25 protein-coding genes are annotated in these 21,833 nt (G+C 70.8%); 11 read left to right on the top strand and 14 right to left on the bottom strand.

Features of this window, described 5'->3' with window-relative positions; all coding sequences use genetic code 11:
- Positions 1-14: 14 nt before the first annotated feature.
- Positions 15-137 (top strand): hypothetical protein, encoded by a 123-nt coding sequence (locus E2L08_RS17360; protein ID WP_276321515.1) that lies wholly within the window; start codon positions 15-17, stop codon positions 135-137.
- A gap of 21 nt (positions 138-158) precedes the next feature.
- Here E2L08_RS17360 and E2L08_RS03605 read toward each other — a convergent pair whose 3' ends face one another.
- From E2L08_RS03605 to E2L08_RS03575, 7 genes are all read right to left on the bottom strand, one after another.
- Positions 159-536, bottom strand: a complete 378-nt coding sequence (locus E2L08_RS03605) for a HesB/IscA family protein (RefSeq protein ID WP_133395685.1) — start codon at positions 534-536, stop codon at positions 159-161.
- 55 nt (positions 537-591) lie between these two features.
- Entirely contained in the window at positions 592-2,616 is a 2,025-nt protein-coding gene (locus tag E2L08_RS03600; RefSeq protein WP_133395684.1) for an ASKHA domain-containing protein, read from the bottom strand.
- A 66-nt stretch (positions 2,617-2,682) separates the two neighbouring features.
- Complete coding sequence (locus E2L08_RS03595; RefSeq protein WP_133395683.1) at positions 2,683-2,910, bottom strand: N-(5'-phosphoribosyl)anthranilate isomerase; 228 nt, start codon at positions 2,908-2,910, stop codon at positions 2,683-2,685.
- 35 nt (positions 2,911-2,945) lie between these two features.
- Positions 2,946-3,902: a methyltetrahydrofolate cobalamin methyltransferase gene (locus E2L08_RS03590; protein ID WP_133395682.1), complete on the bottom strand. Its 957-nt coding sequence runs from the start codon at positions 3,900-3,902 to the stop codon at positions 2,946-2,948.
- The gene (locus E2L08_RS03585; RefSeq protein WP_240758054.1) at positions 3,899-4,609 is read right to left on the bottom strand and encodes an HAD family hydrolase; all 711 of its coding nucleotides are present in this window, start codon (positions 4,607-4,609) and stop codon (positions 3,899-3,901) included. The genes E2L08_RS03590 and E2L08_RS03585 overlap by 4 nt, the downstream gene beginning before the upstream one ends.
- A complete protein-coding gene (locus E2L08_RS03580) occupies positions 4,552-5,490 on the bottom strand; it encodes a methylenetetrahydrofolate reductase (protein ID WP_133395707.1) in 939 nt (312 codons plus the stop codon). Before E2L08_RS03580 ends, E2L08_RS03585 begins: the two co-directional genes overlap by 58 nt.
- A 32-nt stretch (positions 5,491-5,522) precedes the next feature.
- Entirely contained in the window at positions 5,523-5,819 is a 297-nt protein-coding gene (locus E2L08_RS03575; RefSeq protein ID WP_133395681.1) for a virulence factor, read from the bottom strand.
- Positions 5,820-6,070: 251 nt separating this feature from the next.
- On the opposite strand from E2L08_RS03575, the gene E2L08_RS03570 reads away from it, so the two are divergent.
- Complete coding sequence (locus E2L08_RS03570; protein ID WP_133395680.1) at positions 6,071-7,192, top strand: Ppx/GppA phosphatase family protein; 1,122 nt, start codon at positions 6,071-6,073, stop codon at positions 7,190-7,192.
- A 52-nt stretch (positions 7,193-7,244) separates the two neighbouring features.
- Entirely contained in the window at positions 7,245-7,946 is a 702-nt protein-coding gene (locus E2L08_RS03565) for an RlmE family RNA methyltransferase (RefSeq protein ID WP_133395679.1), read from the top strand.
- Here the strand turns inward: E2L08_RS03565 and E2L08_RS03560 are convergent.
- From E2L08_RS03560 to E2L08_RS03550, 3 genes are read right to left on the bottom strand one after another with little or no spacing between them, the layout of a single operon-like run.
- The gene (locus E2L08_RS03560; RefSeq protein WP_133395678.1) at positions 7,943-8,737 is read right to left on the bottom strand and encodes a metal ABC transporter permease; all 795 of its coding nucleotides are present in this window, start codon (positions 8,735-8,737) and stop codon (positions 7,943-7,945) included. The genes E2L08_RS03565 and E2L08_RS03560 overlap by 4 nt on opposite strands.
- Positions 8,734-9,501: an ATP-binding cassette domain-containing protein gene (locus E2L08_RS03555; protein WP_370450577.1), complete on the bottom strand. Its 768-nt coding sequence runs from the start codon at positions 9,499-9,501 to the stop codon at positions 8,734-8,736. The genes E2L08_RS03560 and E2L08_RS03555 overlap by 4 nt, the downstream gene beginning before the upstream one ends.
- Positions 9,498-9,977: a Fur family transcriptional regulator gene (locus E2L08_RS03550; RefSeq protein ID WP_133395677.1), complete on the bottom strand. Its 480-nt coding sequence runs from the start codon at positions 9,975-9,977 to the stop codon at positions 9,498-9,500. Before E2L08_RS03550 ends, E2L08_RS03555 begins: the two co-directional genes overlap by 4 nt.
- Positions 9,978-10,075: 98 nt before the next feature.
- Here E2L08_RS03550 and E2L08_RS03545 point away from each other — a divergent pair, with 98 nt between their 5' ends.
- Positions 10,076-10,933: a metal ABC transporter substrate-binding protein gene (locus E2L08_RS03545; RefSeq protein ID WP_133395676.1), complete on the top strand. Its 858-nt coding sequence runs from the start codon at positions 10,076-10,078 to the stop codon at positions 10,931-10,933.
- Between the two features lie 108 nt (positions 10,934-11,041).
- Here E2L08_RS03545 and E2L08_RS17200 read toward each other — a convergent pair whose 3' ends face one another.
- Positions 11,042-11,344 (bottom strand): YMGG-like glycine zipper-containing protein, encoded by a 303-nt coding sequence (locus tag E2L08_RS17200; RefSeq protein ID WP_240758040.1) that lies wholly within the window; start codon positions 11,342-11,344, stop codon positions 11,042-11,044.
- A gap of 96 nt (positions 11,345-11,440) precedes the next feature.
- Entirely contained in the window at positions 11,441-12,007 is a 567-nt protein-coding gene (locus tag E2L08_RS03535) for a YceD family protein (protein ID WP_133395675.1), read from the bottom strand.
- 110 nt (positions 12,008-12,117) lie between these two features.
- Between E2L08_RS03535 and E2L08_RS03530 the strand changes: the two genes are divergently transcribed.
- Complete coding sequence (locus E2L08_RS03530; protein WP_240758038.1) at positions 12,118-12,552, top strand: outer membrane protein assembly factor BamE; 435 nt, start codon at positions 12,118-12,120, stop codon at positions 12,550-12,552.
- An 83-nt stretch (positions 12,553-12,635) separates the two neighbouring features.
- Here the strand turns inward: E2L08_RS03530 and msrB are convergent, their stop codons facing one another.
- On the bottom strand, positions 12,636-13,028 hold the full coding sequence (gene msrB, locus E2L08_RS03525) for a peptide-methionine (R)-S-oxide reductase MsrB (protein WP_133395673.1): 393 nt from the start codon (positions 13,026-13,028) through the stop codon (positions 12,636-12,638).
- 161 nt (positions 13,029-13,189) lie between these two features.
- On the opposite strand from msrB, the gene E2L08_RS03520 reads away from it, so the two are divergent.
- The 6 genes from E2L08_RS03520 (at position 13,190) to E2L08_RS03495 (ending at position 20,419) form a co-directional block, all read left to right on the top strand.
- The gene (locus E2L08_RS03520; RefSeq protein WP_133395672.1) at positions 13,190-13,915 is read left to right on the top strand and encodes a GNAT family N-acetyltransferase; all 726 of its coding nucleotides are present in this window, start codon (positions 13,190-13,192) and stop codon (positions 13,913-13,915) included.
- Positions 13,916-13,967: 52 nt separating this feature from the next.
- On the top strand, positions 13,968-15,791 hold the full coding sequence (locus E2L08_RS03515; protein WP_133395671.1) for an ABC-F family ATP-binding cassette domain-containing protein: 1,824 nt from the start codon (positions 13,968-13,970) through the stop codon (positions 15,789-15,791).
- Between the two features lie 125 nt (positions 15,792-15,916).
- Complete coding sequence (locus tag E2L08_RS03510; protein WP_133395670.1) at positions 15,917-16,522, top strand: outer membrane protein; 606 nt, start codon at positions 15,917-15,919, stop codon at positions 16,520-16,522.
- A gap of 173 nt (positions 16,523-16,695) precedes the next feature.
- Positions 16,696-18,072, top strand: coding sequence for a cysteine--tRNA ligase (gene cysS, locus E2L08_RS03505; protein ID WP_133395669.1), 1,377 nt, complete (start codon positions 16,696-16,698; stop codon positions 18,070-18,072).
- A complete protein-coding gene (gene cimA, locus E2L08_RS03500; RefSeq protein WP_133395668.1) occupies positions 18,069-19,685 on the top strand; it encodes a citramalate synthase in 1,617 nt (538 codons plus the stop codon). The genes cysS and cimA overlap by 4 nt, the downstream gene beginning before the upstream one ends.
- Complete coding sequence (locus E2L08_RS03495) at positions 19,682-20,419, top strand: squalene/phytoene synthase family protein (protein WP_133395667.1); 738 nt, start codon at positions 19,682-19,684, stop codon at positions 20,417-20,419. The genes cimA and E2L08_RS03495 overlap by 4 nt, the downstream gene beginning before the upstream one ends.
- On the opposite strand, the gene E2L08_RS03490 is transcribed toward E2L08_RS03495, so the two are convergent.
- Positions 20,416-21,636 (bottom strand): MFS transporter, encoded by a 1,221-nt coding sequence (locus E2L08_RS03490; RefSeq protein ID WP_133395666.1) that lies wholly within the window; start codon positions 21,634-21,636, stop codon positions 20,416-20,418. The two genes, E2L08_RS03495 and E2L08_RS03490, sit on opposite strands and share 4 nt — an antisense overlap.
- Positions 21,637-21,833 lie beyond the last annotated feature (197 nt).

The following is a 21,833-nucleotide window of genomic DNA, read 5'->3' as shown; positions in this document are numbered from 1 at the left end:
CGACCGGCGTGGCGATGACTGCCACGCTGTGCGCATGCCGTGATGCGGATTTACCGGAGAGCCTGGCAGAGCAGGTGATCGCGGCGATTCAGCGCGCGCCCATTCTCGGGCAGGCGGGCGGATCGTCGGAGGCGTGAGGGAAAGGCGCCCGTCAGGCCTTATCCCTCGCGCTCGGCTGCCAGCTCTTCCATGTCCTTGAACTTGATCGATTCCCCGCAGCCACATGCATCGGTCACATTCGGGTTGCGAAAACGGAAGGCGGATTCCAGCAGCGAGGTCTCGTAATCGATCTCGGTCCCGAAGAGGAACATCTGCGCCATCGGGGCGATCATCACCCGCGCCCCGTCCTGTTCGACCACCTCGTCATGGGGGTCGATCTCGTCGACATAGGCCATGGTGTATTCCATTCCGGCGCAGCCGCCCTTTTTCACGCCGATGCGCAGGCCCTGATGCCCCTCACGCTCCATCAGGCGCAGGATCTGGCGGCGGGCGGCCTCGGTCAGGGTAACGGCCTGCTTTCCGGGTATGGCGAACATGGCGCGGGATCCTCGTTGCGTGGCTGCCCTAACCTAGGGGTTCCGGGCCCCGGTCTCAAGACGGGGCCCGGCTGCGCCGCCGCCGCGTCCGGTCCGCGCCGTCGCCGCCGCGGTTGAAGGACACATCCGGCAGCGACACGATCTTTCGCAATTCGGGAAAGGGGTCGACGGCATGAGGCATGGCGTTGGCGGCGACGAAATGCTCCTGGAAACGCGGCTCGATCGCGGTCTCGATCTTGTGGATGCCGGTCACGGTGGCCTCGATCTCGGCCCGCGCGGCCCGGTTGAGCAGCGCGATCCGCGCGCCCGTGCCCGCCGCGTTGCCCGCCGAGGTCACATGATCGAGCGGCACATCGGGGATCATGCCCAGCACCATCGCATGCAGCGGCGAGATATGCGCGCCGAAGGCCCCCGCCAGCACGACCCGGTCGACCTTGTCGGCGCCGCGCGTATCCATCAACAGCCGCGCACCCGCGTAAAGCGCGGATTTGGCCAGCTGGATCGCACGGATATCGCCCTGCGTGACGGTGATCGTGCGATCCTCGTCCTCGTGGAGGACATAGGCCTGCGTGCGCCCCTCGGGGCGGAGGCGATCGCTGCCCACCTGCTCGGCCGAGCCGATCAGCCCGGACGGATCGAGGATGCCCGCCATCCGCATTTCGGCCAGCGCCTCGATGATGCCCGAGCCGCAGATCCCGGTGATCGCGGCGTCGAATCCGGGCTCGTCCGACCAGGCGTCGCAGCCGATGACGCGGAAGCGCGGGATCTTGGTCACGGGGTCGATGCGCACGGCCTCGATGGCGCCGGGCGCGGCGCGCTGCCCCGACGAGATCTGCGCCCCTTCGAAAGCCGGGCCGGTGGGCGAGGAGCAGGCGAGCACGCCCTGCCGGTCGCCCAGCAGGATCTCGGCATTGGTGCCGACATCGACGATCAGCGTCAGCTCGTCCTGCTCACCCGGTGCTTCGCTGAGCGCAACGGCCGCGGCATCCGCGCCGACATGGCCCGCGATGCAGGGCAGCAGGTAAAGCCGCCCGGCCGGGTTCATCCGGGTCAGGTCGAGCTCGGAACAGGCGAGATCCATCGCCCCCGAGGTCGCCAGCGCAAATGGCGCCTGGCCCAGCTCGACCGGGTCGATGCCCAGAAGCAAATGGTGCATGACCGGGTTGCAGACGATGACGGCCTCGACCACGGCGCGGGGGTCGATCCCGGCGGTGGCCGCGATCTCTCCGGCCAGCGCGTCCATGGCGCCGCGCACGGCCGCGGTCATCTCGACATCGCCGCCGGGATTCATCATCGAATAGCTCACGCGGCTCATCAAATCCTCGCCGAAGCGGATCTGCGGGTTCATGATGCCCGCGCTCTCGATCACGGCGCCGGTGACGAGGTCGCAGAGATGGGCCGCGACGGTGGTCGAGCCGAGATCGATGGCGAGCCCGTAGAGCCCGCCCTCGTAGAGCCCCGGCCAGAGGTCGATCAGCCGGGCGGGCCCACGATGGGCGTGATGGACGGCCACGGTGATCTGGAACCCGCCCTTGCGCAGGACCGGTTGCAGCCGGCGCAGCAGCGACAGCGGCGCCTCGACCGGGCCGATCTGCCACTGGGCGGCCAGCGCACGGTTGAGCCGTTCGAGATCGCCCGAGGGCTCGTGCATGTCGGGCGCGTCCACCTCGACGAAATAGAGCCGCGTGGCCGGGTCCATACGGATGTCGCGCAGCGTGGCGGCCTTGCGCACGACCTGGCGGTGAACCTGGCTTTCGGGGGGGACGTCGAGCACGACATCGGCGAGAATCTCGGCTTGGCAGCCGAGCCGGCGGCCGGGCTTGAGCCCGCGTTTCTCGTCATACCGGGCCTCGACCGCGTTCCAGGGCGAAAGCGCGTCCTCGGCGACGGTGAGCCCGAGCTTGGGATAGGAGCCGGGGCCGAAGGAGACCTGGCATTTGGAACAGATGCCGCGCCCGCCGCAGACCGAATCGAGATCGACGCCCAGGCGACGCGCGGCGCTGAGCACCGGCGTGCCTTTGGGGACGCGCCCCCGCTTGCCGGAGGGCATGAAGACGACGAGGGGATCTTTTTCCGACATTCGCTTATCCCTTTCCTTGATTATTCTTCGAATAATCGTAGAACGAATTCTCGTCGAGAATTCGTCTCAGCAAATCATCCGCACCTGACCGCGATTGCATACGATCAGGTACTGCCCGCCGGTTTCCAGCATGTGGAACCCGCGTCGCCGAACCTCGGCGATCAGCATTTCGCTGCCGATCTCCCGCTCGACCCAGGCGACGGAGCGTCGTACGACCCCACCCCGTTCCACGGTCTTGGCGGAAAAGATCGCCTGCAGCCAACGGTCCTTGTGGGCCTGCGTCATCTTCTCCATGACGCCCCTGATGCCACGCGCGGGTTGCCAAACCGTTACGATTTCCGGCGGCGGCGTCCGCCGCGCCCGCCGCTGGCCGCGGTCGCCTGCGAGGCCTCGGCGAAATCCTGGCCCGCCTCGACCGCCTCGAGCACGCGCGAGAACCGGATCCATTCCGCCCCGTTGGGGTCGTGGTTCATGAGGAAATTGGCGGCGCGGATCGCCTCCATCTCGACGGCGCGGATCGGGTTCATGATGGCACTGGTCATGCCGGCCCCGATCGCCATCGGCAGGAAGGCGGCGTTGATCCCGTGCCGATGCGGCAGGCCGAACGAGATGTTCGAGGCCCCGCAGGTCGTATTTACGCCGAGCTCGTCGCGCAGGCGGCGCACGAGGGTAAAAACCTGGCGCCCGGCGGTGGCCATGGCGCCCACGGGCATGACCAACGGATCGACGACGATATCATGGGCGGGGATGCCGAAATCTGCGGCGCGCTCGACGATCTTCTTCGCGACGGCGAACCGCACGTCGGGATCCTCGCTGATGCCGGTATCGTCGTTCGAGATCGCCACCACGGGCACGTTGTATTTCTTCACCAGCGGCAGCACGAGCTCCAGCCGGTCTTCCTCGCCCGTTACCGAATTGAGCAGCGGGCGGCCCTCGGCCGCGGCCAGCCCCGCCTCGAGCGCCGCGGGCACCGAGCTGTCGATGCAGAGCGGCACGTCCACCAGCCCCTGCACCAGCTCGATCACCTTCCGCATCAGCGGCGGTTCGGTCTCGTTGGGGTTGGGGTTGGAGTTGTAGACCACGCCCGCATTCACATCGAGCACCATCGCCCCGCAGGCGACCTGCAACAGCGCGTCGGTCTCGACGGTCGAGAAATCCCCCGCCTCGAGCTCGGCGGCGAGCTTCTTGCGGCCGGTCGGGTTGATGCGCTCTCCGATGACGCAGAAAGGCTCGTCGAAGCCGATGGTGACGGTTTTCGACTTCGATTCCAGGACGGTGCGGGTCATCGGGCGGTGGTCTCCAGTCTGTCGAGAAAGGGGCTGAGCGCGGGGTCGTCGAAATCCGCGATGCTCGCGGCGGCGCCCGCGTCGCGCAGGGCCGCATCGTCGAGCAGGGTGCGCATCCCGATGGTCACGGCACCGGCGGCGGTGGCCGCGCGGATGCCGAGGCGGCTGTCCTCGAAGGCAAGGCAGTTCCCGGCCGCGACGCCCAGCCGCTCCATCGCGGTGAGATAGGGCAGGGGGTCGGGCTTGCCGCGGGCAAGCTCATCCGCGATCACGATCTCGTCGAAGCGGTCCGCGATGCCCAGCGCGCCCAGCATGGCCTCGGCATTGACGCGCGGGGCATTGGTCACGCAGGCCTTGCCCCAGCCGGCGGCTTCGGCGCGGTCGAGCAGGGCGGGCAGTCCGGCGACGGGGCCCGCCTCGTTCAGCCGCTCGCGAAAGCGGCGTTCCTTTTCGATGGAGAGCGCCTGCGCGTCCTCGTCGGGGAACACCTCGGCAAAGAGATCCTCGTTCATCCGTCCCTGGATGTTCTCGGCGTAATAGCCCTCGTCGATGGTCAGGCCGCGCTCGGCGAAGAGGCCGATGAAGATATCGGCGTGGATCGGGTCCGAATGGATCATCGTCCCGTCCAGATCGAAGAGAAGCGCCGAGGTCATGTCGCCCCGGCCGCCTGCGTCGGTGCGCTGCCGTTTCTGTGTGTCGAAAGCCATTCGGCCGCCTTTCCAATGCCCCCGAGGGGAAAGATATGCGCGGCCTCGACCGCGAATTGAGGATGGGACGCCTTGTGCGCGGCAAGTTCCGCCAGCATGTCGTCGGGCGCATAGGGCATGACCAGCCGCGTGACGTCCAGTGCGCGTTTCTGAAGCACGCGCAGCGACGGGCCGACCCCGCAGGCGATGGCGAATTTCAGCATCGTCTGCAGCTTGGCGGGGCCGGCGATACCGATGTGCACGGGCAGGTCGATCCCGTTCGCCCTTAGCGCGTCGCCCCAGGCGATGACGGGCGCCGCCTCGAAACAGAACTGCGTGGCGATGGCCATGCGCGCGTCGGTGCGTTCCGAAAAGGCCTGTTTCCAGGCCAGCGCGCGCGACACGTTCGCGTCGGTCCCGTCGAGGTCGATGTCGCGGTTGCCCTCGGGATGGCCCGCGACATGGAGCCGGGTGAACCCCGCCGCGTCGAACAGCCCCGTTTCGAGCAGCTCCATCGAATTGTCGTAGGCACCGCGCGGCGCGGACACGCCGCCGGCGAGGATCAGCCCCTGCGAGACGTCCGCCTCGCCGCGATAGCGCGCAATCCAGTCCGCGAGCGTGGCGCGGTCGGGGATGATGCGGGCGGGGAAATGGGGCATCGGCTCGAACCCATCGCGGCGCAGCCGGGCGGCCGTGGCCACCATGTCCTCGATGGGGGTGCCGTCGATATGGGCGATGTAGATGCGCGTGCCCGGCGCGAACAGCGTCCGGAAATCCGCGACCTTTTCGGCGGTGCGGGGCATGACCTCGATCGAGGCGCCATCGAGGAACCGCGCGATATCGCCGCGCGGGGCGGTCTGCGCGCGGCGTTTATCCGGGCGGGTAAAGGACAGGATCGACATCAGCGCCTCCAGCGTGAACGGGCGCGGCGGGCTCACGCCCGGCCGCCATTCTCGATCAGGGCCTTGAGGCGGGCGGTATCGTATTCACCATCGAGCCGCGCGGCCTCGGCCGCCGCGACCTCGTCATCGCTGCCGTCGACAGAATAGGGCTCGGCCCTGCGCCATTCGGCAAGATAGTCGGCATCCCCGCGTGCGCCCGATTTCATCGCGGCGCGGTCGATGGCCTGTTCGAACCGCTCGGGCAGGGCGCGCTTGGCGGCGCGCCGGCCCTTGCCGACGATGACCTGCGCGGGAATGTCGCGCCAGTAAACGATGGTGACGTCCGCCATGTTCCTCCCGGCCTTTCACGCTGTTGTCCTACGCGCCGCGCGGCGATCCGGGGCGCACAATCGCGACACTCGGCCCGCCGGGCGCGACCTGCTTAGCCCAAGCCCCCGTCGAACCCCACCGTCGCGGGGCGGGGAAATCTTCATAATGACCATGAGCTTCCGCTGCGTCGCGCGGCGAAGACCTGTCTCGGCGCTTGCGTCAAGGCCATGCAATCCCTACTGTTGTCCACAAGTTACAGGAGGGCGCGACGATGGCGCCCAGGCGTCCGAGTGGTGCGGGCGCGTTCCCGGTTCCCGTTCCGGTCGAGCTGCCCGGCACCCGCAGATACGATCCGGCGGCGCTTTATGCCGCGCTGGATCTGGGCACGAATTCGTGCCGCATGCTGATTGCCCAACCCAAGGGCAACCAGTTCCACGTCGTGGACAGTTTCTCGAAATCCGTCTCGCTGGGGCAGGGGCTCGAGGCGACCGGGCGGCTCAGCCGGATCGCGATGGGCAAGACGATCCACGCGCTGCGCATCTGCCGCTCGAAACTGCAGAAACGCGACGTCAAGAGGATGCGGCTGGTGGCCACCGAGGCGTGCCGCCGCGCGTCGAACGCCGGCGAGTTCATCGGCCAGATCCGGCGCGAGACCGGGCTCGAGGTCGAGATCATCAAGCCCGAGGAAGAGGCGCGGCTCGCCGTGATCTCCTGCGCGCCGCTGGTCTCGGCGGGGACCGAGCAATTGCTGGTGGTCGATATCGGCGGCGGCTCGACCGAGCTTGTGTGGATCGACCTCACCCGCGTGCCGCGCCACGACCGCGCGCGGGCGATCATGCGGCTGCATGCGGGGTTCAAGCCCGCCGACGGCTCGCCCTTTCCGGCGGCGCGGGTGGTGGATTGGATCAGCGTGCCGCTGGGGGTCGCCACGCTGCGCGAGCAGTTCGACGACGTGCATAACGATGCGGCACGATTCGCGCTCATGTCGTGGTTCTTCGAGGAAAATCTTGCCAGTTTCGCGCCCTATGCGCGCGAGCAGGCACGCGACGGGTTCCAGATCGTCGGCACCTCGGGCACGATCACGACCGTCGCGGCGAGCCATCTGGGCCTGCGCCGCTATGACCGCAACCGGGTCGACGGGCTGCGCATGACGACCGATCAGATCGACGCGGTGATCCGCGAATATCTCGCGCTGGGGCCGGACGGGCGGCGGGCCGATCCGCGCATCGGGCGCGACCGCCACGCGCTCATCATGTCGGGGGCCGCGATCCTGCAGGCGCTGCTGCGGGTGTGGCCCACCGACCGGCTTTCGGTGGCCGATCGCGGCCTGCGCGAGGGGTTGCTCTACGCGCAGATGTCGGCCGATGGCGTCCTCGAGGAAGGCGGCTACTAGCGCCGGGGCGCGATGGCGCCTATCTGGCGGGCAGGTGGCAAGGACGGCGCGAATGGCAAAGAAGACAAGCGGACGCGGACAGCGCGACCTGACGGTCAAGGTCAAGTCGGCGCGCGGGCGGCGGCTGAGCTCGACGCTGTGGCTGCAACGCCAGCTCAACGATCCCTACGTCGCGCGCGCCAAGGCCGAAGGGTATCGCGGGCGCGCGGTATTCAAGATCGCCGAGCTCGACGACCGGTTCGGCTTTCTCGTGCCGGGGGCGCGGGTGGTCGATCTGGGCTGCGCGCCGGGGGGCTGGTGCCAGATCGCAGTGGCGCGGGTCAACGCGCGCGGCGACCGGGGCGGCAAGCCGCAGGGCCGCGTGCTGGGGATCGACCTGCAGGAGGTCGAGCCGATCGCGGGCGCCGAGATCCACCAGCTCGATTTCCTGTCCGACGGCGCGGATGCGCAGATCGAGGCCTGGCTCGACGGGCCGGCCGACGTGGTGATGTCGGACATGGCGGCCTCGTCCTCGGGGCACAAGCAGACCGACCACCTGCGCATCGTGGCGCTGTGCGAGGCGGCCGCGCAGCTTGCCTTCGACGTGCTGACACCGGGCGGCACATTCGTCGCCAAGGTGCTGGCCGGCGGGGCCGAGGGCGAGTTGCAGGCCGAGCTCAAGCGCCGCTTCGACAAGGTGGCGAACGTCAAGCCGCCCTCGAGCCGGTCCGACTCGTCCGAGAAATTCGTCGTGGCGACGGGATTCCGCGGCTAGGCGGCCGCGCGCAGCCCCGCGAGGCGCGACAACGCGAACAGCCCCAGCGCGGCGCAGACGATGGCCGGCCCCGCCGGCCAGTCGCGCCAGAGCGACAGGCCCAGCCCCGCGATTACGGCCGCCGCGGCCGCCGCCCCCGTCAGCGCGGCCATCGCCTCGGGCGTGCGGGCGAGCGGCCGGGCCGTGGCGGGCGGGATGACCAGCATCGCCCCGATGAGCAGCGCGCCCACCACCTTGAGCCCGAAGGCCACGGTCAAGGCCAGCGCGGCGACGAGGATCGCCTGCTCGCGGTCGGGCGCGATGCCGTCCGCGCGGGCGAGATCGGGGTCGAGCGTCGCGATCAGCAGCCCCGACCAGCGCCACGCCACCACCCCCGCGACCACCGCGCCACCGGCCCAGATGAGCGCCACGTCGCGCCAGTTCACCGACAGGATATCGCCGAAGAGAAGCGCCTCGAGGCTGATCGCGCGGCCGGGTGCGAGGCTCAGAGCCACGAGCCCCAGCGCCAGCGCGCCATGCGACAGCACCCCCAGCGTCACGTCGGCGCTGTCGCCCCGCGCGGTCAGTCGCAAAAGCGACAGCCCCATCAGCCCCGACACCGCGACGACGCCGACCCAGACGGGCAGCGACAATGCCAGCGCCAGCGCCACGCCCATCAGCGCGCCATGCGCCGTGGCGTCGCCGAAATAGGCCATCCGCCGCCACACGACGAAACAGCCCAGCGGTGCGGCGGCCAGCGCAAGGCCCAGGCCCGCGAGCCCCGCGCGCAACAGGAACGGATCGAGCGTCACGCGGCCCCCCTGTCGCGGGCGTCCGGCAGGGGGTGCGGGTGGTCGTGGCGATGCCCGTGCTCGTGCCGATAGAGCGCCAGCGCGCCCTGCGTTCCGGTGCCGAAAAGCGCGCGATATTCGGGCGCCGAGGCCACGGTTTCGGGCGTCCCCTCGCAGCAGACATGCCCGTTGAGACAGATCACCCGGTCCGACGCGGCCATGACGACATGCAGATCGTGGCTGACCATCAGCACCGCGCAGCCGCGCGCATCGCGCAGGGCCTCGATGCGGCGATAGAAGGCCGCGGCGCCGGGCTGGTCGAGCCCGGTGGTCGGCTCGTCGAGGATCAGCAAATCGGGCGCGGACATCAGCGCGCGCGCCAGCAGCACCCGTTGCAACTGCCCGCCAGACAGGGCCTGAAGCGGGCGCGCGGCGATATCGGCGGGCAGCCCCGCCTCGGCCAGCGCGACGGCGCGGGCGGATGCGCAATGGCGGCGCGGCAGCGACAGGAACCGCGCCACCGTCATCGGCAGGGCCGCGTCCAGCGCCAGCCTTTGCGGGACATAGCCGATGCGCAGGCCGGGCTTGCGGCGCAGGCTGCCGCCCGCCGGCGCGACCGCGCCGAGGATCAGGCGCATCAGCGTGGTCTTGCCCGAGCCGTTGGGCCCGACGACGGTGACGATTTCTCCGGGGGCGAGGGCCAGGCTGACATCGTGCAGCACCTGCCGCCCGCCGGGCGCGGCGCGCACATGGTCCAGCGTGACGAGCGTGGACGCCTCTCTCACGCGCGGGTTCCGATGCAGCCGGGGCACAGGCCCGTGGCCTCGAGAACGGTATCCTCGATGGTAAAGCCCGCCGCCCGCGCGGCCGCGGCCAGCGCGGGCGGGGCCGCGGGCGCGGCCTGTTCCGATACGGCGTCGCATCCGCGGCAGATCAGGAAGGACGGCCGGTGCGCGGCGCCCGGACGCGCGCAGGCGACGAAGGCGTTGAGCTTTTCGACCCGGTGCGCAAAGCCCTGCGCGGTCAGGAAGTCGAGCGCGCGATAGACCGCCGGAGGCTGCGCGCCATGTCCCTCGGCGGCGAGCCGGCCGAGGATGTCATAGGCCCCCAGCGCGCGCGGCGCATCGAGCAGGATCGCCAGCGTCCGCTCGCGTGCGGGGGTGAGGCGCAGCCCGGATGCGGCGCAGCGCGCCCGCGCGGCCTCGAGCGCCTCGGCGCGACAGGCGGCGTGATCGTGGGGGGTGAAGCTCTGACAACTCATGCGGGGTTGTTACAGTATAACATTTCACCTAGGCAAGACCCGTTCCTGCCATTCGACCCGATTCCCGCCTTTCACCCTCGACACCGGAGCCTTCGCCCATGATCCCGCGCCATACCCTTGCCGCCATCCTCGCCCTGACGGGTGCGCCCGCGCTGGCCGCCCCGCTGAGCATCGTTGCCGATACGCCGCTGACGGCCGCGCTTGTCGAAGCGGTGGCGGGGCCGGACCACGAGGTGACGGCGCTTTTGCCCGAGGCGGCCGACCCCCATCACGCGGCGCTGCGCCCCAGCCAGGCACGGGCGCTGGCCGGGGCCGATCTGGTGGTCGCCAATGGCGCGGGTCTGACGCCATGGCTCGACCGCGCGACGGCGGCGTTGGGCGACGGGCGCTATGTCGAGATCGCGGCGATCGACGGGGTATCGGTGCAGATCGGGGACGGCACCGACCCGCATCTGTGGCTCGATCCGGCCAATGGCGCAGCGGCGCTTGCCGGGCTGGCCGCGGCGCTCGGGGCGCTCGATCCCGATGCCGCCGAGGGCTTTGCCGCGCGGGCCGATGCGGCTGCCGCGGAGGTCGCCGGGGCCGCGGCGCAAGCGCGCGACCGGATCGCCGGGGCGGGCGATGACGCGGCGCTCATCGCGGTGCATGACGCCTGGGGCCATGCGCGCGAGGCGTTGGCGCTCGGGGTGGTGGCCGCGGTGCAGGACGGCGAGGGCGACGCGCCGGGTGCCGCGGGCCTCAGCGCGCTGCGCGAGCTCATCGCGAACGGCGGGACGCATTGCCTGATCGCCGCACCGGGAGAGGAGGCCGAAGAGGCCCGCCGCCTGTCGGCAACGCTGGACCTGCCGGTCGTGACTGCGCCGATCATGGGAGAGGCGGGTCTGACCGGGACCGAGCGCTACCTGTCGGTCTTTCACGGGCTGGCGGACGCGGTCGAGAGCTGCGCGCGGGGATAGGCGCGCCGGGGGCGGGGCCTGTGCCCGGCACGCGGCCGGGCATGGGTATTTGCGAAAGAGAAGACGAGGGGCGGAGCCTTTCGGCGGCGCCGCCCCGGAGAAGTTCGATCAGATGCGGCCGGCGCGGCGGGCATCCTCGCGGCAGGCGGCATAGGCCGCGTTGTCGACGATCTGGGCGCAGGGATCGCCGGCGTAGGCGGGCGCGCGCGGCGCGGTGGCGGCGGCCGCGATGCCGCCGAGGAAGGCGCCCGTCGCGGCCGAGCGGGTGTCGCCGCCCACGACCTGGCCCGCGACCGCGCCGATGCCAGCGCCCGTGGCCACGCGGCCCAGGGTCGGTTGCGGGGTTCCGGTGCCGACGCAGGCGGACAGCGCGAGGGTGGCGGCAAGGGCGAAGGGCAGGGTTCTGGTCATGTCGGGGTTCCGTTGGATGATGCGGGCGGCGTCAAGGCATGCCGGCGGGTTCGCCATCGACGGTAGGAGAGCCCCGCCCCCCTGGCAAGGCCGGAATCAGTCGTCCCCGGCGTCCCCGAGCGCCTTGGCCAGCCCCGCGAAGGGTTTGAGCGCGGCGTCCTCGATCGGCGCCGCGCCGGGCGCCGTGGCGCGGATCTCGCCCAGCTCGGCCCCCGGAGCGCGCGGAAAGGCCGGCACCGCCAGCGCCAGCGCCTCGGCCATGAGCCCGGCGAGGTCGAGCGCGGCGGGCAGCGGTTCGGTGTCGGTGTCGTCGGGCATCTCGATCTCGGCGCCGGGCCCCGGCCCTTGTTCGCCCCCGCGCCGGTCCGGCGTTTGCGCGGCCGCGTAACGGCGCGTCACGGGATCGTCGATCCGCGTCGTCACCGGCTCGAGCGTGATGCCGCAGGGCTGCACGACCGTCGCTCCCAGCGTCGCCTCGAGCACCCAGTCGCGCGCGCCCTCGGGCGCGAGATGCCCGGCAAAGCGCAGCTTGCGCAGGGCCGACAGCTCCAGCGCCTCGGCCAGCGCGGCGCGTTCCTCGGGGCCGGGAACGAGTTCGAAGGTCAGCTCCCGGCGGTCGGGCCGGTCGAGGCGGATCGTGGTGGAACTGGCGCGCGGGGGCATGGCGTCTCCGAAACTTGATCGCGGCGGGGCTTTCGATATAGCACCTAGGCGCAGGGGCCGGGATCGGCAACGGGGACAGGCAAGGGGCCAGGCGGAACATGAGACCAACCATGCGCGGCGTTTTGGCCGCCGTTTTCCTGCTGGCGGCCACGGCCTGCGCACCGATCTTCAGCAATCACGGCTATGTCCCGCCGCCCGAGGCGCTGAACGAGCTGCAGCTCGGCGTCACCACCAAGGCCGAGGTCGGGCAGGCCATCGGGCGCCCCTCGGCCTCGGGCATCCTGAGCGAGAGCGGCTGGTACTACGTGCAAAGCCGGTTCCGCCAATACGGCTACCGCCGCGAGGCCGAGATCGACCGGCAGGTCGTGTCGATCCAGTTCGATCCCGCGGGGCGGGTCAGCAATGTCTCGCGCTTTGGGCTGGAGCGGGGCCGTGTGGTGCCGCTTTCGCGCCGCATCACCGATACCGGCGTGCAGGAGATCGGGTTCCTCCGCCAGCTCTTCGGCAATGTGGGCAACTTCGCGCTCGGCGATTTCGTCAATTGACGCGACGGGGGCGGCGCCGTCGCGCACCGCCCCCGTCTTCTCTTTTCCAAGTACCCATACCCGGTCGGGCGCCCGCGCCCGCCTCAGCCCTCGGGCGTGAAGTCGAGCGCCACGCCGTTGATGCAATAGCGCAGCCCCGTGGGGCGGGGGCCGTCGGGAAAGACATGGCCCAGATGCGCGTCGCAGCGGGCGCAATGCACCTCGGTGCGCTTCATGAAGAGCTTGCGATCCTCGCTTTCGCCCACGTTCTCGTCCTTGACGGGCTGCCAGAACGAGGGCCAGCCGGTGCCGCTGTCGAACTTGTGCGCCTGGTCGAAGACCGGCAGCCCGCAGCACACGCAGTCATAGGTGCCGGGGCCGTCGGGGAAATCCTCGTGGGTGCCCGCCCGCTCGGTGCCATGGCGGCGCGTGACCTTGTAGGCCAGGTCGCTCAACTGGGCCCGCCATTCGGCATCGCTTTTCTCGATCTTGTCCATGCTGTCCTTTCCCCGCCGGCGCGGTCCCGGTGGCCGGCCCGTGGGAGGGGCGGGGAACCTGCGGCGGCATATCGTTTTGCCATCGCATAGGTAGGCGCTTCGGGGCATCCTCCAAGGGGCGGGGAGTGCGCCGCGGGCCGCGCAGCAGGGAGGTGGCCGTCATGTCGATCCTGACGAGGGGGCGGTTCGCCGTGCGCGAGGCCCGCGGCCCCGCCGATCTCGCGGCCGCGATGGCGCTGCGGCGCGCGGTCTTTCGCGCCGACCGGGCGGGGCCCGAGCCGCATGACGCGATCTGCCGGCACATGCTGGTCGAGGATGCGCGCGACGGCGCGCCGGTCGCGACCTTCCGCGTGCTGCGCCTGGCCAGCGGGGCCGAGCTGGACCGGAGCCTCGCCGCGCGGTCCTACGGGCTCGCCCGGCTCGAGGGGTTCGGCCAGCCCATGCTCGAGCTGGGGCGGTTCTGCGCCCATCCCGCACGGGGCGATGCCGATATCCTGCGCGTGGCCTGGGGCGCGCTGACGCGGATCGTGGATCGCGAGGGGATCGGGATGCTGTTCGGCTGCGCCTCGTTTCCCGGCACCGACCCCGCGCCGCACCGCCCGGCGCTGGACTGGCTTGGCGCGCATCACCTTGCCCCCGCGCACTGGCGCCCCGAGCGGCGGGCGGCCGGCGCGCTGCCGCTCGTGCGCGGCGGGGTCGAGCCCGAGGCGCGCCGGGCGATGGTCGCGATGCCGCCGCTGCTCAGGACCTATCTCGCGATGGGGGGCTGGGTCAGCGATCACGCGGTGATCGACCCGGCGATGGGCACGCTGCATGTCTTTACCGCGGTCGAGATCGCCGCGATCCCGCCCGCCCGCCAAAGGCTGCTGCGCGCCGTCGCGGGCTGAGCGCGCCCGTGCCCCGTTGACGGCGCGGCGGGCGCGGCATAGCTCGGCCCCCATGGCGCGCGCACCCCTTCTCCAGCTCAATTCCATCTCGCTGACCTTTGGCGGCACGCCCGTGTTCGACGGGCTCGATCTCGTGATCCAGCCGGGCGACCGGGTGGCGCTGGTCGGGCGCAACGGCTCGGGCAAGTCCACCCTGATGAAGGTCATGGCCGGGCTCGTCGAGGTCGATCGCGGCGAGGTCGTGGCCTCGCCCGGCACGCAGGTCGGCTACATGGAGCAGGACCCCGACATGACGGGGTTCGCCACGCTGGGCGCCTTTGCGGCCGCGGGGCTCGACATGGGCGAGGAATGGCGCGTCGATGCGGTGGCCGAGGGGCTGAAATTCGACCCCGAGCAGACGCCCGAACGCGCTTCGGGCGGCGAGAGGCGGCGCGCGGCGCTGGCGCGGCTTCTGGCCGAGGCGCCCGAGCTGATGCTGCTGGACGAGCCGACGAACCATCTCGACATCGAGGCAATCGGCTGGCTCGAAGAGCAGCTTCGCACGACGCGCGCGGCCTTTGTCGTCATCAGCCACGACCGCGCCTTTCTGCGCGCGCTGACGCGTGCGACGCTCTGGATCGACCGTGGGGCGGTGCGGCGGCAGGAGACCGGGTTCGAGGGGTTCGAGGACTGGCGCGATTCCGTCTGGGAGGAAGAGGACCAGCAGCGCCACAAGCTCGACCGCAAGATCAAGGCCGAGGCCCGCTGGGCCGTCGAGGGGATCAGCGCGCGGCGCAAGCGCAACCAGGGCCGCGTGCGCGCGCTGCAATCGCTGCGCGAGGAACGGGCGAACCAGATCCGGCGGCAGGGCACGGCGGCCATGGCGCTCGAGGCGGGGCCGAAAAGCGGCAAGCGCGTGATCGAGGCGCGCGACATCTCCAAGAGTTTCGGCGAGCGCACCATCCTGCGCCCCTTCAGCCTGCGCATCGGGCGCGGCGACCGGGTGGCCTTTGTCGGACCGAACGGGGTTGGCAAGACCACGCTGCTCAAGATGCTGACGGGCGAGATCGCGCCCGATACCGGCACGGTCGAGCTGGGCACCAATCTCGAGATCGCGGTGTTCGACCAGTCACGCGCGGCCCTGATGCCCGACGCGACCCTGTGGGAGAACCTCGTCGGATCGCCCGAGCTGCGCGTCTCGGGCGCGGCCGACCAGGTGATGGTGCGCGGTACGCCCAAGCATGTGGTGGGCTATCTCAAGGAGTTCCTGTTCGACGAGGCGCAGGCCCGCGCGCCGGTCCGTTCGCTTTCGGGCGGTGAAAAGGCGCGGCTGCTGCTGGCCAAGCTGATGGCGCAGCCCTCGAACCTGCTGGTGCTGGACGAGCCGACCAACGATCTCGATGTCGAGACGCTGGACCTGTTGCAGGATCTGCTGGGCGAATATGACGGCACGGTGCTGCTGGTCAGCCACGACCGCGATTTTCTCGACCGTGTGGCGACGCAGACCGTCGCCTTCGAAGGGGACGGGCGGGCGACCGTCTATGCCGGCGGGTGGAGCGACTACCGCGCGCAACGTCCCGCACCGGACGAGACGCCCCCCGCGGCCCCGGCCGTCGCGTACGCGCCCGCGCCGGCCGCGAAACCCGCGGCGGCCGCGCCGAAACGCGCCGGGCGGCTCAGCTTTACCGAGGCGCACAGGCTCAGGGAATTGCCCGACCGGATCGCCGCGCTCGAGGCCGAGATCGCCCGGATCGAGGCGGTTCTCGCCGATCCCGAGCTCTTTACCCGCCAGCCCGCGACCTTTGCCAAGGCGACCGAGGCACTGGCCGAACGGCAGGCCGCCCTTGCCGCTGCTGAGGAGGATTGGCTGACCCTGGAGGAAAAGGCAGGCGGATGACCGCCGAGGGCGTCTTTCCGCCGATCACAACTTGCGTGATCGCGGGACGAAACGGTTTCGGTCGCCTATGTAGTCTCTGGACGGGCGATCCAACGCCCGCCTGAACTAAACGAAGGGCAAATGCCATGAAACTCAGATATTTCGGCGCCGCGGCGCTCGTCGCTGCCAGCTCGACCGCTGCCATGGCGGGCAACCTCGAGATGCCGGCCCCCGAGCCGGTGATCTATTCCGCCCCCGCGCCGGTCTTTACGCCGGGCTACGATTTCACGGGCTTCTACGGCGGTGCGTCGCTGGGCTTTGGCCAGGGTGAGCTCGACACCGCGGGCGATACCGAGGGCGAAGGTGCCATCGGCGGCCTGTTCGCCGGTTACGACCGCGATTTCGGCAACTACGTGATGGGTATCGAACTCGACCTCAACGCGGCCGATATCGACCTCGGCAATGCCGGCTCGATCGACCAGGTCCACCGCCTCAAGCTGCGCGCGGGCTACGACGGCGGCGGGCGCACGCTGGTCTACGGCACGGGCGGCGTGGCCTATGCCAAGGCCGATGTTAGTGGAACCGATTTCGAGGATAACGGCTGGGTGCTGGGCGCGGGCGTCGAGCACGCGCTGCGCGACAACGTGACCATCGGCGGCGAAGTTCTGTATCACCAGTTCGACGATTTCGACGATACGGGCATCGATGCCGACGCGACCACGGTTCAGGCGCGGGTGACGTTCCGCTTCTGACGGCCGCTCTTGACGGTCGCGCACCGCGCGGCCATCGGGGCCGCACCGGTGTTTCGCATGGCGGGACACGGGTGCGGCCCTTTCGCGTTTGCGCGCCGGCGGCGCCGCCCTTGCGCCGGGCCTGCGTTCTTGCCACACCCTCGCGCAATCGCATCGCCCCGACAGAGCCCGCCATGACCCAGATCCGCCTGACCGACACCGCCCGCCGGGCCAAGGTCGATTTCGTGCCCATGGATGCGGGAGACGTGCGGATGTATGTCTGCGGGCCGACCGTCTATGACCGTGCGCATATGGGCAATGCCCGCCCGGCCATCGTGTTCGACGTGCTCTATCGGCTGCTGCGCCATGTCTTTGGCGCCGATGCCGTGACCTATGTGCGCAATATCACCGATGTGGACGACAAGATAAACGCCCGTGCCGCCGCGACCGGGCGGCCCATTTCAGAAATCACCGCCGAAACCGCGCGCTGGTATCTCGACGACATGGAGGCGCTTGGCAACCTCGCGCCCGATCACGCGCCCCGCGCCACTGCCTACGTTCCGCAGATGATCGCGATGATCGAGGTGCTGATCGACCGCGGCCATGCCTACGAGGCCGAGGGGCATGTGCTTTTCTCGGTCTCGAGCTTTCCCGACTACGGCGCGCTGTCGGGGCGCGCGGTCGAGGACATGATCGCCGGCGCCCGCGTCGAGGTCGCGCCCTACAAGCGCGATCCGATGGATTTCGTCCTGTGGAAGCCCTCGGCCGAGGGCCAGCCCGGCTGGGACAGCCCCTGGGGCCGGGGCCGGCCCGGCTGGCATATCGAATGCTCGGCCATGAGCGCCGCGCTGCTGGGCGAGCGGTTCGACATCCATGCCGGCGGCAACGACCTGACCTTTCCCCACCACGAGAACGAGATCGCACAGAGCCGGTGCGCCCATGGCGGGGCACCGATGGCGAATTACTGGCTGCACAACGAGATGCTGCTGGTCGAGGGGCGCAAGATGTCCAAGTCGCTCGGCAATTTCTTTACCGTGCGCGATCTGCTCGACCGCGGCGTGCCGGGCGAGGTCATCCGCATGGTCTTTCTCGGCACCCATTACCGCAAGCCGATGGACTGGACCGACCGCCGCGCCGAAGACGCCGCGGCGACGCTGCGCAAATGGCGCGTGCTGGCGGGCGACGCCCCGCCCGCGGATCCCGCCCCGGCGGTGATCGCCGCGCTGGCCGACGACCTGAACACCCCCGCGGCGCTGACCGCGCTTCACGCGCTGGCCGCACGCGTCGAGGCGGGCGCGGCGCGTCCCGGCGACTTGCGCGCGAGCGCGGGGCTTCTGGGGCTGCTGGCCGAGGGCATGGGCGATTGGGCAGCGGCGCCCGACCTCTCGGCGCTCGAGACGCGGCTGGCCGAGCTGCGCGCCGAGGCGATGGCCAGCAAGGATTTCGCGGCGCTCGACGCGCTCAAGGCGCGGCTGGTCGAGGCGGGCGTCGAGGTGCGCATGTCGCGCGACGCCGTCAGCCTGTCTCCGGGCGCCGGGTTCGACGCGGCAAAGCTGGACGGCGTGGGATGACCGATCGCCTCTATCTCTACGACACGACACTGCGCGACGGGCAGCAGACGCAGGGGGTGCAGTTCTCGACCGCCGAAAAGCGGGCCATCGCCCTCATGCTCGACGGGCTGGGCATCGACTATATCGAGGGCGGCTGGCCGGGGGCGAACCCGACCGACAGCGCCTTTTTCGAGGATGCGCCGCGGACCCGCGCCACCATGGCGGCTTTTGGCATGACCAAGCGGGCGGGGCGTTCGGCCGCCAATGACGACGTTCTGGCGGCGGTGCTGAACGCGGGCACCCCGGCCGTGTGCCTCGTGGGCAAGACGCACGACTACCATGTGCGCACGGCGCTCAGGATCGGGCTCGACGAGAATATCGAGAATATCGCGGCCAGCATCGCGCATGTCGTGGCCTCGGGGCGCGAGGCGATATTCGACGCCGAGCATTATTTCGACGGCCATGCCGCCGACCCCGACTATGCGCGCGCCTGCCTTCAGGCGGCGGCCGAGGCGGGGGCGCGCTGGATCGTGCTGTGCGACACCAATGGCGGCACGCTGCCCGGCCGCATCGGCGAGATCGTGGCCGATGCCGTCGCCTGCGGCATCCCCGGCGCGCGGCTGGGCATCCATACCCATGACGATACCGGCATGGCGGTGGCGGGCGCGCTGGCCGCGGTCGAGGCGGGCGCACGACAGGTGCAGGGCACGCTGAACGGGTTGGGCGAGCGCTGCGGCAACGCCAACCTCGTGAGCCTGATCCCGACCCTCGCGCTCAAGCCGCCCTATGCCGGGCAGCTCGAGACCGGGGTGAGCGCCGAGGGCCTCGCCTCGCTCACGCGGGTGTCGCGGCGCCTCGACGAGATCCTGAACCGGGTGCCGCGCAACAACGCGGCCTATGTCGGGGCCTCGGCATTCGCGCACAAGGCTGGGCTGCATGCCAGCGCCATCGCGCGCGACCCGGCCACCTACGAGCATATCGACCCCGGCCTTGTCGGGAACACCCGCGTCGTGCCGATGTCGAACCAGGCGGGGCAGTCGAACCTGCGCGCGCGGCTTGCCGATATGGGGATCGAGGTCGCGCCGGGCGATCCGCGGCTGGGCCGCATCCTCGACGAGGTCAAGGCACGCGAGGATCGCGGCTATTCCTACGACACCGCGCAGGCCAGTTTCGAGCTGGTCGCGCGCGAGGCGCTGGGGCAGGGGCCGCGCTTTTTCGAGGTCAAGCGCTATCGCGTCACCGTCGAGCGGCGCAAGAACAAGCGCAACCGGTCCGTTTCGCTGTCCGAGGCGGTCGTGGTGGTCAAGATCGGCGACCAAAAGTTCCTGTCGGTATCCGAAAGCATGGATGCGCAGGGGTCGGACCGGGGACCGGTCAACGCGCTGGCCAAGGCGCTGGCCAAGGATCTCGGGCCCTATGGCGCCGCCATCGCGGATATGCGGCTCGTCGATTTCAAGGTGCGCATCACGCAGGGCGGGACCGAGGCGCAGACCCGCGTCATCATCGACAGCGAGGACGGGCAGGGGCGGCGCTGGTCGACGGTCGGCGTCTCGGCCAATATCGTGGACGCGTCCTTCGAGGCGCTGCTCGACGCGGTGAACTGGAAACTGCTGCGCGACGCGGCGGCGCCGTGACGCTCGAGGCCTGCGCCGATATCGTGCGCCGGGGCGACCCGGACCGGTTCCGCGCCGCGATGGCCGCGCCGCCCGCCGCGCGCGGGGTGCTGTTTCCCATCTATGCGCTGAACGTCGAGGCGGCGCGCGCGCCCTATGTAACGACAGAGCCGCTCATCGCCGAGATGCGGCTGCAATGGTGGCGCGACGCGCTGGCCGAGATCGCGGCGGGCGAAACCGCGCGCCGGCACGAGGTGGCGACGCCGCTGGGCGCGCTGCTCGATGCCGAGGGATGCGCGCTGCTCGACGGGGTGGTGGCCGCGCGGCGCTGGGACGTGGCGGGGGACCGTTTCGAGGATGCCGACGCGCTGCTCGCGCATCTCGACGCGCTGGCGGGCGGGCTGATGTGGGCGGCGGCGCGCGCGCTCGGCGCGACGGACGAGGCGGCGTGCCGCGCGCTGGGCGTCGCGGGCGGCCTCGCGGGCTGGCTGGCGGCGGTGCCGGCCTTTGTCGCGCGCGACCGCGCCCCCTTGCCCGATGACGGCGACGCGGCCATCGCCGCGCTGGCGCGGCGCGGGCTGGCGCTGGTCGGGCCGGTGTCGCGGCTCGCGCGGCCCGCCGCCCTCGCCGCGTGGGAAGCCGTGCCCGTGCTGCGCCGTGCAGCGGCCGAGCCCGCCCGCGTGCGCGAGGGGCGGCTGACGCGCGCGCCCGCGGTGCGGCAGGCGCGGCTACTGCGGATGGCGCTCCTGGGCTAGGCGGTGCGGCCGCGGTTCATCCACAGCCAGACCAGCGCGCCGCCCGCCAGCGTCAGGAAGGGCAGCATAGCGATGTTGACGGCGGTCCAGCCCTCCTGCGCGGTGCCGCCCGCGCAGTTCATCAGCCCGCCCGAACTGAGCGAGGCGATGGTCACGCAACCGAAGACGAGCGCGTCGTTCATGCCCTGCACGCGCCCGCGTTCCTCGGGGCGGTGCGCGGCGGCCAGCATCGTCGTCGCCCCGATGAAGCCGAAATTCCACCCCAGTCCCAGCAGCACCAGCGCGGCGAAGAAATTCACCAGCTCCACCCCGGCAAGCGCGACACCCCCCGCGGCCCCCAGAAGCACCAGCCCCGCCGCGACGATCCGCGTCGCCCCGAACCGCGCGATCAGGTGCCCGGTGAAAAAGCTGGGCGCATACATGGCCAGCACATGCCCGGTCACGACATCGGCGGCGCGGCCCGTGGTGAACCCGCAGCCGACCACGGCAAGGGGCGTCGAGGTCATCACGAGGTTCATCAACGCATAGGACACCATGCCGCAGATCACCGCCACGGCGATGCGCGGCGTCGCCAGAAGCTCGCGCCGGGACCGCCCGCACGGGGCGTCAGCCTCGGGGACCGGCGGGCGCGGGATGTCGAGCCCGAAGAACAGCAGCGCCCCGGCGAGGTTCAGCGCGATGACGGCGAGATACGAGCCGAGAAAGGGGATCACGTAGGCCTCGGCAGTCAGCTTGACGATCTGGGGGCCGATGATCGCCGCGGCGAGCCCGCCCGCCATGACGTAGGAGATCGCCTTGGGCCGGTAGCTTTCGGACGCGGTGTCGGCGGCGGCAAAGCGGTAGAAGCCCTGCGCGCTCATGTAGATGCCCGTCAGGAGCGAGCCCGCCAGGAAGATGACGAAACTGTCCTGCACCAGCCCCAGCGCGCCGATCGCGGCGCCCGCCGCGCCGGCCGCGGCCCCGGTCAGAAAGCCCGCCCGCCGTCCCGCGCGCTGCATCAGCCAGGCCAGCGGCTGCGCGGCCAGCATCGAGCCCAGCACGATGAACGAGATGGGCAGCGTCGCCCAGCAGGGATTGGCGGCCAGCGATTGCCCCGCAAGGCCGCCGACCACGAACACGACCGTCATCTGCGCGCCGAGCACGGCCTGCGCCGCGACGAGGACTAGGACGTTGCGCCGCGCGACGCGGTCGTCGGGGGAGAGGGTGACATCGCTCATGGCGCAGCCATAGCCCCGCCCCGCGCCGGAGGAAAGTGGCCGCGACCGGTGCGCGCCTGCCAGAACCCGGCGCAACCTTGCCGTGTATCGCGGTCACGGCTTGACGCCGCGCGCAGTCGGGCGATCTTGGGCCGGGAACGCGCGGCCATGACGGGACCGGACCGCGCGCGGGGACAGGCTCGAAGGATCGGGAAGAC

The organism is Palleronia sediminis (genome assembly GCF_004358695.1).
Taxonomy (GTDB): domain Bacteria; phylum Pseudomonadota; class Alphaproteobacteria; order Rhodobacterales; family Rhodobacteraceae; genus Palleronia; species Palleronia sediminis.
This window is presented reverse-complemented; position numbering and strand designations above follow the sequence as displayed.